We start from the raw sequence: 12,471 nt of genomic DNA, 5'->3' as shown, positions 1-12,471 counted from the left end.
GGGTAAAACCCTCGGCATCAGGCTGTGCCCCTCCTGAGATGCTCCGTCGTGCCCCCGGCCGGCCGCACCACCTCCTCCGGCGCCACCTCCTTCAGCTCCCCGTCCGCCATCAGCAGCCAGCGGGTGACGCCGATCGACTCCAGGAAGGGCAGGTCGTGGCCGGCCACCAGCAGCGCGCCCTCGTACGACTCCAGGGCCGAGGTGAGCTGCCGTACGCTCGCCAGGTCGAGGTTGTTGGTCGGCTCGTCCAGCAGGAGCAGCTGGGGCGCCGGTTCGGCCAGCATCAGCGCGGCCAGCGCGGCCCGGAAGCGTTCGCCGCCGGACAGGGTGGCCGCCCGCTGGTCGGCGCGCGCGCCCCGGAACAGGAAGCGGGCGAGGCGCGCCCGGACCCGGTTGTCGGTGGCGCCCGGCGCGAACCGGGCCACGTTCTGGGCGACCGTCAGCTCGTCGTCCAGCACGTCGAGGCGCTGCGGCAGAAAACGCAGGGGCACATGCGCCGTGGCCGTGCCCGCCACCGGCGCCAGTTCCCCGGCGACCGTACGCAGCAGCGTCGTCTTGCCCGCGCCGTTGCGTCCGACCAGCGCGATCCGCTCCGGCCCGCGCAGATCGAGCACCCCCGCGATGCGCGCCCCGTACGCCGTCTCCAGATTCTCCAGGGTGAGCACCTGCCGGCCCGGCGGTACGGCGGTGTACGGCAGGTCGACGCGGATCTCGTCCTCGTCGCGCACCGCCTCCACCGCGTCGTCCAGGCGCTCCTTGGCCTCGGCGAGCCGTTCCTCGTGCATGACGCGGTGCTTGCCCGCCGACTCCTGGGCGGCGCGTTTGCGGTTGCCCATCACGATCTTCGGCTCGCGCTTGGAGTCCCACATCTTCTGCCCGTAGCGCTTGCGCCGGGCCAACTTGACCCGTGCATCGGCCAGTTCGCGCTTCTGCTTGCGCACGTCGGCCTCGGCGACCCGCACCATCCGTTCGGCCGCGTCCTGCTCGACGGCCAGCGCCTCCTCGTAGGCCGAGAAGTTGCCGCCGTACCAGGCGACCTCACCGGCGCGCAGTTCCGCGATCTGGTCGACCAGGTCGAGCAGTTCACGATCGTGGCTGACCACGACCAGCACGCCGGACCAGGCGGCGACCGCCTGGTGGAGGCGGCGGCGCGCGTACAGGTCGAGATTGTTGGTGGGTTCGTCCAGGAGCAGCACGTCCGGGCGGCGCAGCAGCAGCGCGGCCAGCCGGAGCAGCACCGACTCGCCGCCGGACACCTCGCCGACGGTGCGGTCCAGCCCGATGTGCCCGAGACCGAGTTCGCCGAGCGTGACCCGGGCGCGCTCCTCGACGTCCCAGTCGTCGCCGACCGTCTCGAAGTGGCGCTCCGCCGCGTCGCCCGCCTCGATGGCGTGCAGCGCGGCCCGCCGCTCGGCGATGCCGAGGGCCTGGTCGACGCGGAGTGCGGTGTCCAGGGTGACGTTCTGCGGGAGGTGGCCGACGTCTCCGGTGACCTTCACCGTACCGCCGGCCGGGGCGAGTTCGCCCGCCAGCAGCTTCAACAGGGTCGACTTCCCCGACCCGTTGACGCCGACGAGCCCGGTCCGGCCGGGGCCGAAGGAGAGGTCGAGTCCGTCGAACACGGTGGTGCCGTCGGGCCAGGCGAAGGACAGGGACGTACAGGTGAGGGAGAAAGATGACATGGAGGCCTCGCGGGGGAGTGGGTGCGGTTTCGCGGACGCGTCTCGAGACACCGCGGGGCGGGGGAACCGGAGGACCACCCGGAGGCCGTGAGAAGAAGAAGGGCCTGTGCCGGAGGACGGCTCGGACGCCGAGGGTCGTACGCCACGCACACACCTCACCGGTGTGATGACGCGGTGTCTCCGAACCTCAGACGAGCAACGTCCTTCTCCGATCGACGGCAACAGAACCGGGACCAACGCTAGGAGCACCGCCGGCGGGAGTCAAAGCATTTGTCGGCGGCGCGTCCGACCACGCCGGTGCCGGATCGCTCCCCGCGTCCCGCCGCCCCGGGTGCCCGGCCGGGGCCGCGACGCCCCGGCGTCCCCCGTACGACACCGCCGCCTTCCGCGCCCCGTACGTCCGGTGCGCGTGCCCACCGCCGGCGCCGGGGGCGCCGGGTACGAGCCGGGAGGCGAGCCGCTGCGTGCCGTCGTCCGTCACCGCGCGCATCGACGGCGTGTTCGTGCCCCGGACCGTCGGTCAGGAGACGGTGAAGGAGTCGGTCGCGGGCGTCGGCGGCCCGCTGGACGTGGTGGTCCTCCCCGGAGCGCGGAGCGGCGCGTCGTCGGGGAGCCGGCCGTGCTCGGCGTCGCCCGGACCGGCGCGGGCGACGGACCCGCCGAGGCCGCCCGCTCCCGGTGCGCCGGACCGCGCGGGAGCTGCCGGAGGGGAGGTACGCCCTCCCGGCCGCCGGGGCGTCAGGCGCCGCGCATCAGTTCGGCGAGACCGTGGTCCAGGTCGAGCTGGAGGTGTTCGAGCCCCACGGGCACCAGCTCGGCGGCCGCCTCCAGGAAGCGCCGTACCTCGCCCGCGCGCACATGGACGACGGCGGTGCCCTCCGGGGCGTGGAACTCCAGCACGATGCGGTCGTAGCCGTACGGCCGCACGTGCACGTCGCCCTGGCCCTCGGGGGCCAGGAGTCCGGCGGCGAGCAGTTCGCGGGCGAAGGTCCAGCAGACCTCGACGCCCTCCAGGGTGGCCGGGGCCGGGAAGGTCATCCGTACGGCGAACGGGTCGCAGCGGTCGTAGCGCAGCGTGGCGGGAATGCTCGGCATGCGCGGTGCGGCGGCGACGAGGCGGGCCTCTACGGGCTGCTCGATGACGGTGGACAACGCCTTGCTCCCTCGTGACGGCTGGACTGCGGCCCGGTGACTCCCGGCACCGGATGAGACGGCGAAACGGGCCGGGGCGTGCACCTGGGGAACGAGTGACCTCGGTCACCGCGTTCATGCGCGCGCGGCCTCCCTCGTCCGGTACGGGAGTTGGCGCTCTGGACGGCGACCGGGCGGTCGGCTAGCTTCGCCCGCCATGAGGCGCATGGGGAGCATGGGGAGCACGGGGAGCACGCCGAGCACGCCGAGCACGCGCGGGACGGGCCGCACGCGCCGTGCGGGCAGGCTGGCGGCGGCGGGCGTCGCGTGCGGAGCGGCGCTGGCCGCGCTGACCGTCCCGTCGGCCGCGGCGCCCGGCGGGCGGCAGGAGGGCGTGCACTGGGCCGCGAAGGACCCGGGCACCCCGCAGGTCCGCTTCCGGGGCCTCGCGGCGGTGGACCGGCGCACCGCCTGGCTGGCCGGCACCGGCGGCACCGTGCTGCTCACCCGGGACGGCGGCGCGTCCTGGCGCGACGTCTCCCCGCCCGGCGCGGCCGGTCTGGAGTTCCGGGACGTCGAGGCCTTCGACGCACGGCGCGCGGTGGTGCTGGCCGTAGGCGAGGGCGACGCGTCCCGGGTGTACCGCACCGAGGACGGCGGGGCTACCTGGGCGGAGTCCTTCCGCAACACCGACCCGCGCGCGTTCTACGACTGCCTGGCCTTCTTCGACCGCCGCCACGGCCTCGCGATGGGCGATCCCGTGGACGGCGCCTTCCGCGTCCTGTCCACGAGCGACGGCGGCCGCTCCTGGCGTCCGCTGCCGGCGAAGGGGATGCCGCCCGCCCTGGACGGCGAGGCGGGCTTCGCGGCGAGCGGGCAGTGCCTGGTCACCTCCGGGTCCGAGGACGTGTGGCTGGCCACCGGCGGCGGCGCCCGCGCGCGCGTCCTGCACTCCGCCGACCGCGGGCTCACCTGGAGCGCCAGCGACACCCCGGTCCCGGCCGGGGACCCGGCCCGTGGCGTCTTCGCCCTCGCCTTCCGCGACCGCGCCCACGGCCTCGCCGTCGGCGGCGACTACCGTGCCGGCCGCCCCTCGCCCCGGGCCGCGGCCGTCACCTCGGACGGCGGCCGCACCTGGCAGCCCGCCGCCACGCCCCCGCCCGCGTACCGCTCCGGCGCCGCCTGGCTGCCGCACAGCCGCACCGCCGCGCTCGCCGTCGGCCCCACCGGCACCGATCTGACCACGGACGGCGGCCGCACCTGGCGCACCATCGACACCGGCTCGTACGACACCGTGTCCTGCACACCCGACCTCGGCTGCTGGGCGGCCGGCGAACAGGGGCGGGTGGCCCGGCTGGAACGGTGAGGTAGGCGCGGCGGGAGCCGGGTACTCGTGCCCTGCCGTGAAGGAGACGTACCGCCTTCGCGGGGAAAGGAGCGATCATGCCAGCCGGTTCCAGCCCCAAGCGCGAACGCCAGTACGAGCACATCAAGGAGAGCGCGCAGGACCGGGGCGAGAGCGAGGGACGCGCCAAGGAGATCGCCGCGCGCACCGTCAACAAGGAGCGCGCCCGCTCCGGCGAGTCGAAGACCGCGAGCCGCAGTTCCACCGAGGACATGTCGTCCGGCAGGCGCGGCGGGCAGCGGTCGGGCAACCGGACCGGTCCCCAGGGGCCGACCCGCGACCAGTTGTACAACGAGGCGAGGCAGCGGGGCATCGAGGGCCGCTCGCACATGAACAAGGACGAGTTGCAGCGCGCGCTGAACGCCAAGAAGGGCTGACCGTACGGGCCTTCGCCGACCCCGCGAGCGGCGTGGTCCGGCGCGGGCACGTACAGTCGGCCGTCATGACGACCGTAGGCGTACCGGCGGGCTGGCCCACCAGCGAGGAGGAGGCCCGCGCGGTCCAGGACGAGCTGCGCGGCCGGGTGGTGCTCGACGAGCCGGGACCGCCGCCGGGGACGGGCCGTGTGACGGGGGTCGACGTGGCCTACGACGACGAACGCGACCTGGTCGCCGCCGCGGCCGTCGTCCTGGACGCCGCCACCCTGGAGGTCGTCGCCGAGTCGACCGCCGTCGGGCGGGTGTCCTTCCCCTACGTCCCCGGCCTGCTCGCCTTCCGCGAACTGCCCGCGGTACTGGCCGCGCTGGCCGCCCTGCCCGGTCCGCCCGGCCTGGTGGTGTGCGACGGCTACGGCCTGGCCCACCCCCGCCGCTTCGGCCTCGCGAGCCACCTGGGCGTCCTCACCGGCCTGCCCGCCATCGGCGTCGCCAAGAACCCCTTCACCTTCACCTACGACGCCCCCGCCCCGGCCCGCGGCAGCTCCACCCCGCTGCTCGCCGGCGCCGAGGAGGTCGGCCGCGCCCTGCGCACCCGCGACGCCGTCAAACCCGTCTTCGTCTCCGTCGGCCACCGGGTGTCCCTCGCCGGCGCCCTCGCCCACACCCTGGCCCTCACCCCCGCCTACCGCCTTCCCGAGACCACCCGCCACGCGGACGGCCTGTGCCGCAGGGCGCTCAAGGAGGCGGCGCGGGGGACGGCCGCCGAGGCGCCGACGAGCCGCCGGGCACCGACTCCCTGACCCGCGGAGCCGCGGACGCGCCGGAACCGGGCGGCGGCTCGGGCCGCCGCCCGGCGAGCGCGGAGTGCGGCCCGGTCCCGCGCCGACACGTTCCGGGAACTACCTCCGCGCCGCCACCCGGAACGTGATCCCCGCCGCGCGCAGCCGTTCCGTCAGCGCCTCGCCCATCGCCTGGGCCGTCGTCACCTGGCCGGAAGCCTGCGGCAGGTCGTCGAAGGCGAGGCAGAGAGCGGCCTCGGCGAACATCTTGGCGGTCTCGTCGTAGCCGGGATCACCGCCCGCGACCTCGGTGTACACGCGGCGGCCGCCGCCCTCGCCGACGAAGCGGACCGTGAACCAGCTCCTGGCCCGCCTCTGCGCGTCGGGTCCCTCGCCCGGCCGGAGCCGGTCGGACAGCCGGCGGCGGACGGGCGGCAGCTGGGCGGCGGCCACCGTCGCGCCGACCGCGGCCATCCCGCCGAGGGCGACGGGCAGACGCCGGACCGCGGCGAAGTGCCGGTAGCGGAAGTCCGGACCGTACCGCTCCAGGGCCCGCGCCGAGCGGCTCACGATCTGCGGGTCGATGGTGGGCAGCGGCACCGCCCACGCGCCGACCTCCCGGGCGAACCGCGGCAGACCCGCGGGCGCGCTCACCCGGCGCCCGTGCAGCCGCGGCTCGTGCCGGGCCCGGTCGCGTGCGGCGGCCAGCATCCGCCGCCCCCGGGCGAACTGGTCGAGCGCCGAGGCGAGCGTGCCGCCGGAGAAGGACGCGTCGGCCGTCACGTAGCCGTCCACCCGCAGCGGCACGTCCCGTGGCAGCTGCCGGACGGTGAAGTACACGCCGAGGTCGTGCGGCACGGAGTCGAACCCGCACGCGTGCACCAGGCGCGCGCCGGTCTCCCGGGCGCGGGCGTCGTGCCGCACGTACATCAGGTCCACGAACTCCGGCTCACCGGTGAGGTCCAGGTAGTCCGTCCCGGCGTCCGCGCAGGCGGCGACGAGTTCCTCGCCGTGCCTGAGGTACGGTCCCACGGTCGTGGCCACCACCCGGGCCTGCCCGGCGAGCTCGCGCAGCCCGGCCGGCTCGGCCGCGTCGGCACGCAGGACGCCGACGGCCGCGCCCCCGGGCAGCCGCTCGCGCAGTCGTCGCAGCTTCGTCTCGTCGCGCCCGGCGATCGCCCAGCGCAGTCCCTCCGGCGCGTGCGCCGCCAGGTACTCCGCGGTCAGGGTGCCGACGAAGCCCGTCGCTCCGTAGAGCACCACGTCGTAGGGACGGTCCAGCCTGCTCATGACCCACCTCGCCTGCTCATGACACCCCCGGGGGCGCAGCCCGCGCCGCTGTCGGTCGCCGAGGCTAGCGTGAGGAGTGGCCGCCCACGGGACCGGGTGATTTTCGGCCGGATGGGCACTTGGCTAAGCGCTTGCTCGTTCAGGTCTTGTGCCGGATGGAGCGCGTTCATAGCATCACCGGTGTTACATCAGTTGTGTCACACGCTTGGGGGACGGCATGAGCACGGCGGCACCAGCAGAGCGGGGCCCGCTCGGCGGCGTGCGCGTGGTGGAGCTGGCCGGTATCGGGCCCGGCCCGTTCGCCGCCATGCTGCTCGCCGACCTCGGCGCCGACGTGGTCCGGGTGGACCGCCCCGGCGGCCCCGGTCTCGGCATCGACCCCGCCCACGACATCACCAACCGCAACAAGCGTTCGATCGTGGTCGACCTCAAGTCACCGGACGGCGCCGCCCGCGTACGGGACCTCGCCGCGCGCGCCGACATCATCCTGGAGGGGTACCGGCCGGGCGTCGCCGAGCGCCTCGGCGTCGGCCCCGCCGACTGCCACGCCCGCAACCCCCGCCTGGTCTACGGCCGGATGACCGGCTGGGGCCAGGACGGCCCCCTCGCCGAGCGCGCGGGCCACGACGTGTCGTACATCGCGCTCACCGGCGCGCTCGGCCTGATCGGCCGCCCCGGCGAACCGCCGGCCGTCCCCGCCAACCTCCTCGGCGACTACGCGGGCGGCTCGCTCTACCTGGTCGTCGGCGTGCTCGCCGCCCTGCACCACGCGCGCGCCACCGGCACCGGCCAGGTCGTGGACGCCGCCATCGTGGACGGCACCGCCCACCTGTCCGCGATGATCCACGGCATGCTGTCCGCCGGCGCCTGGCAGGACCGGCGCGCCGCCAACCTGCTGGACGGCGGCTGCCCCTACTACGGCACCTACGAGACCGCCGACGGCGGATACATGGCGGTCGGCGCCCTGGAGGAGCGGTTCTCGGCCCAGTTCCTGCGCCTGCTCGGCCTGGACGACCTCCTGGACGCCCGCGCCGACCTCCGCCGCTGGCCGGAACTGCGCGCCCGGATCGCCGAACGCTTCCGGGACCGTACCCGCGAGGAGTGGACCGTCGTGTTCGAGGACTCCGACGCCTGTGTGGCCCCCGTCCTGTCGCTGCGCGAGGCCCCGCGCCACCCGCACCTGGCCGCCCGCGGCACCTTCACCGACCACCGCGGCATCACCCAGCCCGCCCCCGCACCCCGCTTCTCCGCCACCCCCACCGCCGTGCGCACCGGACCCGCGCTGCCCGGCGCCGACACCGAGGCCGTGGCCCGGGACTGGGACATACCCGCGCTCCTCGACGGCGACCGGCCGACCACGGCCGCCGACTGAGCCCAACCGACCCCTCCGCCGCGCAACCGAACCGCCCGGCCGACCCTCCCGAAAGGCATCCCAGTGAGCACCGAAGCGTACGTGTACGACGCGATCCGCACCCCGCGCGGCCGCGGCAAGGCGAACGGCGCCCTGCACGGCACGAAGCCCATCGACCTGGTCGTCGGCCTCATCCACGAGATCCGCGACCGCTTCCCGAACCTCGACCCGGCCGCCATCGACGACATCGTGCTCGGCGTCGTCGGTCCCGTCGGCGACCAGGGCTCCGACATCGCCCGCATCGCCGCCATCGCCGCCGGACTGCCGGACACCGTCGCGGGCGTGCAGGAGAACCGCTTCTGTGCCTCGGGCCTGGAGGCCGTCAACCTGGCCGCGTCCAAGGTCCGTTCCGGCTGGGAGGACCTGGTCCTCGCGGGCGGCGTCGAGTCGATGTCCCGGGTCCCGATGGCCTCGGACGGCGGCGCCTGGTTCAACGACCCGATGACCAACCTCGCCGTCAACTTCGTGCCCCAGGGCATCGGCGCCGACCTGATCGCCACCATCGGCGGCTTCACCCGCCGGGACGTGGACGAGTTCGCGGCCCTGTCGCAGGAGCGCGCCGTCAACGCCTGGAAGGAGGGGCGCTTCGCGCGCTCGGTCGTCCCGGTCAAGGACCGCGCAGGACTGGTCGTCCTGGACCGGGACGAGCACCCTCGCCCCGGCACCACCGCCGACACCCTCGCCAAGCTCAAGCCGTCCTTCGCGGACATCGGCGAACTCGGCGGTTTCGACGCCGTGGCGCTGCAGAAGTACCACTGGGTGGAGAAGATCGACCACGTCCACCACGCGGGCAACTCCTCCGGCATCGTGGACGGCGCCTCGCTCGTCGCGATCGGCTCCAAGGAGGTCGGCGAGCGCTACGGCCTCACCCCGCGCGCGCGGATCGTCTCCGCCGCCGTCTCCGGCTCCGAGCCCACCATCATGCTCACCGGCCCCGCGCCCGCCACCCGCAAGGCCCTCGCCAAGGCCGGCCTGACCATCGACGACATCGACCTGGTCGAGATCAACGAGGCGTTCGCCGCCGTCGTCCTGCGCTTCGTGCAGGAGATGGGCCTGTCGCTGGACAAGGTCAACGTCAACGGCGGCGCCATCGCCCTCGGCCACCCGCTCGGCGCGACCGGCGCCATGATCCTCGGCACCCTCATCGACGAACTGGAGCGCCAGGACAAGCGCTACGGCCTCGTCACCCTGTGCGTGGGCGGCGGCATGGGTATCGCCACCATCATCGAGCGCATCTGAACTCCCCGCGGAACCAAGCGACTTCAACGGAGACGACTGTCATGACCGAGAGCACCACCATCCGCTGGGAGCAGGACGACACCGGTGTCGTCACGCTGGTCCTGGACGACCCCAACCAGTCCGCGAACACGATGAACCAGGCGTTCAAGGCCTCCATCGAGGCCGTCGCGGACCGCGCCGTGGCCGAGAAGGACTCCATCCGGGGCATCATCTACACCTCCGCCAAGAAGACCTTCTTCGCGGGCGGCGACCTCAAGGAGATGATCCAGGCCGGCCCCGAGGACGCCCAGACCGTCTTCGACACGGCGACGGCGATCAAGGACGCGCTGCGCCGCATCGAGACCCTCGGCAAGCCGGTCGTCGCGGCCATCAACGGCGCGGCCCTGGGCGGCGGCTACGAGATCGCGCTCGCCTCCCACCACCGCGTCGCCCTGGACGCCCCCGGCTCCAAGATCGGCCTGCCCGAGGTCACCCTCGGCCTGCTGCCGGCGGGCGGCGGCGTCACCCGCACCGTGCGCCTGATGGGCATCACCGACGCGCTGCTCAAGGTGCTGCTCCAGGGCACCCAGTACAACCCGCGGCGCGCCCTGGAGAACGGCCTGGTGCACGAGGTGGCCGAGACGCCGGAGGAGATGCTGGCCAAGGCCCGCGCCTTCATCGACGCCCACCCCGAGTCCCAGCAGCCCTGGGACGCCCCCGGCTACCGGATCCCGGGCGGCACCCCGGCCAACCCGAAGTTCGCCGCCAACCTGCCCGCGTTCCCGGCCAACCTGCGCAAGCAGACGGGCGGCGCGCCCTACCCGGCGCCGCGCAACATCATGGCCGCGGCGGTCGAGGGCTCCCAGGTCGACTTCGCGACCGCGAGCACCATCGAGACCCGCTACTTCACCGAGCTGGTCACCGGGCAGACCGCGAAGAACATGATCCAGGCGTTCTTCTTCGACCTCCAGGCGGTCAACTCCGGTGCCAACCGGCCCAAGGACATCGCGTCCCGCCAGGTCCGCAAGGTGGCCGTGCTCGGCGCCGGCATGATGGGCGCGGGCATCGCCTACTCGTGCGCCCGCGCCGGCATCGAGGTCGTCCTCAAGGACGTCTCCCTGGAGGCCGCGCTCAAGGGCAAGGGGTACTCCGAGAAGCTGTGCGCCAAGGCCGTCTCCCGGGGCCGTACCACCCAGGAGAAGGCGGACGCGCTGCTCGCCCGGATCACGCCCACCGGGGACGCCGCGGACGTGGCCGGCTGCGACGCGGTGATCGAGGCCGTCTTCGAGGACACCGCGCTCAAGCACAAGGTGTTCCAGGAGATCGAGTCCGTGGTCGCGCCCGACGCGCTGCTGTGCTCCAACACCTCCACGCTGCCCATCACCACCCTCGCCGAGGGCGTGCAGCGCCAGGCCGACTTCGTCGGTCTGCACTTCTTCTCGCCGGTCGACAAGATGCCGCTGGTCGAGATCATCAAGGGCGAGCGCACCGGCGACGAGGCCCTCGCCCGAGCCTTCGACCTGGTCCGGCAGATCAGCAAGACGCCGATCGTCGTCAACGACTCGCGCGGCTTCTTCACCTCCCGGGTGATCGGCCACTTCATCAACGAGGGCGTCGCCATGGTCGGCGAGGGCATCGAGCCCGCCTCCGTGGAGCAGGCCGCCGCCCAGGCCGGCTACCCGGCCAAGGTCCTCTCCCTGATGGACGAGCTGACCCTCACCCTGCCCCGCAAGATCCGGGGCGAGACGAAGCGGGCCGTCGAGGAGGCCGGCGGCACCTGGACCGCGCACCCGGCCGAGGCCGTCATCGACCGCATGGTCGACGAGTTCGGCCGTCCCGGCCGCAGCGGCGGCGCCGGGTTCTACGACTACGCCGAGGACGGCAAGCGCGCCGGACTGTGGCCGGGCCTGCGCGAGCACTTCACCAAGGCCGGGTACGAGATCCCGTTCAAGGACATGCAGGAGCGGATGCTCTTCGCCGAGGCGCTCGACACCGTGCGCCTGGTGGAGGAGGGCGTGCTGACCTCGGTGGCCGACGCCAACATCGGCTCCATCCTGGGCATCGGCTTCCCGGCCTGGACCGGCGGCGTGCTCCAGTACATCAACGGGTACGACGGTGGGCCGGCCGGCTTCGTGGCCCGCGCCCGGGAACTCGCCGAGACCTACGGCGAGCGGTTCCAGCCGCCCGCGCTGCTGGTGGAGAAGGCGGAGAAGGGCGAGACCTTCACGGACTCAGCCGCGTCCTGACCCTCCCCCGCCGAGCAGTTCGCTCAGCTCTTCCCGCAGCGAGCGCTGGAACGTGGTCAGCAGCGCCTGCACCACCAGCGGGTGGATGTGTGCCGACAGGTCCCGCACATCGCGGGTGTCCCGCTCGGCCACCTCGCCGCGGAAGAGCCGGGCCAGCTCACGGGCCGCGGCGCGCGAGTGCTCCATGAGCACCTCGCGCGCCGCGAGGATCGTGCCCCGCGACAACGGCACGTCGAGCAGTTCGAGACCGAGCCGCAGCAGCCCGGAGTCGACCCGGAAGCCGTCCTCCTCGTCCTCGCCGGCGACCAGGACGCCCGACGCCTTCAGCCGCGCCAGCTCCTCGTCGGCCAGCTCCCGCCCCGCCCGCCGCTCCAGTTCGGCGCGCGAGACCGTCTCCACCGCGTCCGGCGCCCAGGAGGCGACCACGGCGCGGTGGATGGCCAGGTCGTAGGCGGACAGATCGGACGGCAGCTGCCGTAGGTAGCGCTCGATCGCCGCGAGCGTCATCCCCTGCCGCTGCAACTCCTCGATCAACGCCAACCGCGCCACGTGCGTCGCCCCGTACCGCCCCACCCGCCGCGGCCCGATCACCGGCGGCGGCAGCAGCCCCTTGCTCCCGTAGAACCGCACGGTCCGCACCGTCACCCCCGCCCGCGCGGCCAGCTCGTCGACGGTGAGGCTCATCTCCCCGGCATCGGTCGTCATGTGCAGCAGTATCGCTGTCACACCACTACTGTGAAACCCGTCGGCCGCCGTCGCGCGGCCCGCCGGACCCACTGTCCGGCCCCTCGCCCGGGGCGGTCCCGGCCGTCGTGCACGCAGCGTGGTGAACGTCATGTGGACACTGGGCAGATCGTGTGAGAAGTAACGCTCTGTGACCTGGGTCACCGCGTAAGGGCGGAACCGTCTGGGAAGCTGCTTGCTTGGTCTGT

At 73.9% G+C, this 12,471-nt stretch carries 10 protein-coding genes; 6 read left to right on the top strand and 4 right to left on the bottom strand.

Features of this window, described 5'->3' with window-relative positions:
• Positions 1 to 17 precede the first annotated feature (17 nt).
• Both QSK45_RS00675 and ssgD read right to left on the bottom strand, forming a co-directional pair.
• Positions 18 to 1,682 (bottom strand): ABC-F family ATP-binding cassette domain-containing protein, encoded by a 1,665-nt coding sequence (locus QSK45_RS00675; protein WP_285552122.1) that lies wholly within the window; start codon positions 1,680 to 1,682, stop codon positions 18 to 20.
• A 738-nt stretch (positions 1,683 to 2,420) separates the two neighbouring features.
• Complete coding sequence (ssgD, locus tag QSK45_RS00670; RefSeq protein WP_285552120.1) at positions 2,421 to 2,834, bottom strand: spore wall synthesis regulator SsgD; 414 nt, start codon at positions 2,832 to 2,834, stop codon at positions 2,421 to 2,423.
• Between the two features lie 286 nt (positions 2,835 to 3,120).
• Between ssgD and QSK45_RS00665 the strand changes: the two genes are divergently transcribed.
• The 3 genes from QSK45_RS00665 (at position 3,121) to QSK45_RS00655 (ending at position 5,395) form a co-directional block, all read left to right on the top strand.
• Positions 3,121 to 4,179 carry a WD40/YVTN/BNR-like repeat-containing protein gene (locus QSK45_RS00665; RefSeq protein WP_285553351.1) on the top strand — a complete coding sequence of 353 codons (1,059 nt, stop codon included), beginning with the start codon at positions 3,121 to 3,123 and terminating at the stop codon, positions 4,177 to 4,179.
• A 77-nt stretch (positions 4,180 to 4,256) separates the two neighbouring features.
• The gene (locus QSK45_RS00660) at positions 4,257 to 4,595 is read left to right on the top strand and encodes a plasmid stabilization protein (RefSeq protein ID WP_285552118.1); all 339 of its coding nucleotides are present in this window, start codon (positions 4,257 to 4,259) and stop codon (positions 4,593 to 4,595) included.
• 65 nt (positions 4,596 to 4,660) lie between these two features.
• Positions 4,661 to 5,395 carry an endonuclease V gene (locus tag QSK45_RS00655; protein WP_285552116.1) on the top strand — a complete coding sequence of 245 codons (735 nt, stop codon included), beginning with the start codon at positions 4,661 to 4,663 and terminating at the stop codon, positions 5,393 to 5,395.
• Between the two features lie 99 nt (positions 5,396 to 5,494).
• On the opposite strand, the gene QSK45_RS00650 is transcribed toward QSK45_RS00655, so the two are convergent.
• Complete coding sequence (locus QSK45_RS00650; RefSeq protein ID WP_285552114.1) at positions 5,495 to 6,664, bottom strand: saccharopine dehydrogenase family protein; 1,170 nt, start codon at positions 6,662 to 6,664, stop codon at positions 5,495 to 5,497.
• A 217-nt stretch (positions 6,665 to 6,881) separates the two neighbouring features.
• Here QSK45_RS00650 and QSK45_RS00645 point away from each other — a divergent pair, with 217 nt between their 5' ends.
• The 3 genes from QSK45_RS00645 (at position 6,882) to QSK45_RS00635 (ending at position 11,539) form a co-directional block, all read left to right on the top strand.
• Complete coding sequence (locus QSK45_RS00645) at positions 6,882 to 8,036, top strand: CaiB/BaiF CoA transferase family protein (RefSeq protein ID WP_285552110.1); 1,155 nt, start codon at positions 6,882 to 6,884, stop codon at positions 8,034 to 8,036.
• Between the two features lie 63 nt (positions 8,037 to 8,099).
• On the top strand, positions 8,100 to 9,314 hold the full coding sequence (locus QSK45_RS00640) for an acetyl-CoA C-acetyltransferase (RefSeq protein ID WP_285552109.1): 1,215 nt from the start codon (positions 8,100 to 8,102) through the stop codon (positions 9,312 to 9,314).
• A gap of 41 nt (positions 9,315 to 9,355) precedes the next feature.
• Positions 9,356 to 11,539 carry a 3-hydroxyacyl-CoA dehydrogenase NAD-binding domain-containing protein gene (locus tag QSK45_RS00635; RefSeq protein WP_285552108.1) on the top strand — a complete coding sequence of 728 codons (2,184 nt, stop codon included), beginning with the start codon at positions 9,356 to 9,358 and terminating at the stop codon, positions 11,537 to 11,539.
• Here the strand turns inward: QSK45_RS00635 and QSK45_RS00630 are convergent.
• Positions 11,525 to 12,244 (bottom strand): MerR family transcriptional regulator, encoded by a 720-nt coding sequence (locus QSK45_RS00630; RefSeq protein WP_285553350.1) that lies wholly within the window; start codon positions 12,242 to 12,244, stop codon positions 11,525 to 11,527. The genes QSK45_RS00635 and QSK45_RS00630 overlap by 15 nt on opposite strands.
• Positions 12,245 to 12,471 lie beyond the last annotated feature (227 nt).

The organism is Streptomyces hygroscopicus subsp. hygroscopicus (assembly GCF_030269125.1).
Classification (GTDB): Bacteria; Actinomycetota; Actinomycetes; order Streptomycetales; family Streptomycetaceae; genus Streptomyces; species Streptomyces hygroscopicus_C.
Note: the sequence above shows the minus strand (reverse complement) of the source record. Positions and strands in the feature narration are given on the sequence as shown.

Excerpts from the sequence above, each read along its gene's own strand:
- QSK45_RS00675 (WP_285552122.1), bottom strand. The coding sequence starts at position 1,682 with ATGTCATCTTTCTCCCTCACCTGTACGTCCCTGTCCTTCGCCTGGCCC.
- QSK45_RS00660 (WP_285552118.1), top strand. The coding sequence starts at position 4,257 with ATGCCAGCCGGTTCCAGCCCCAAGCGCGAACGCCAGTACGAGCACATC.
- QSK45_RS00655 (WP_285552116.1), top strand. The coding sequence starts at position 4,661 with ATGACGACCGTAGGCGTACCGGCGGGCTGGCCCACCAGCGAGGAGGAG.
- QSK45_RS00650 (WP_285552114.1), bottom strand. The coding sequence starts at position 6,664 with ATGAGCAGGCTGGACCGTCCCTACGACGTGGTGCTCTACGGAGCGACG.
- QSK45_RS00645 (WP_285552110.1), top strand. The coding sequence starts at position 6,882 with ATGAGCACGGCGGCACCAGCAGAGCGGGGCCCGCTCGGCGGCGTGCGC.
- QSK45_RS00635 (WP_285552108.1), top strand. The coding sequence starts at position 9,356 with ATGACCGAGAGCACCACCATCCGCTGGGAGCAGGACGACACCGGTGTC.
- QSK45_RS00630 (WP_285553350.1), bottom strand. The coding sequence starts at position 12,244 with ATGACGACCGATGCCGGGGAGATGAGCCTCACCGTCGACGAGCTGGCC.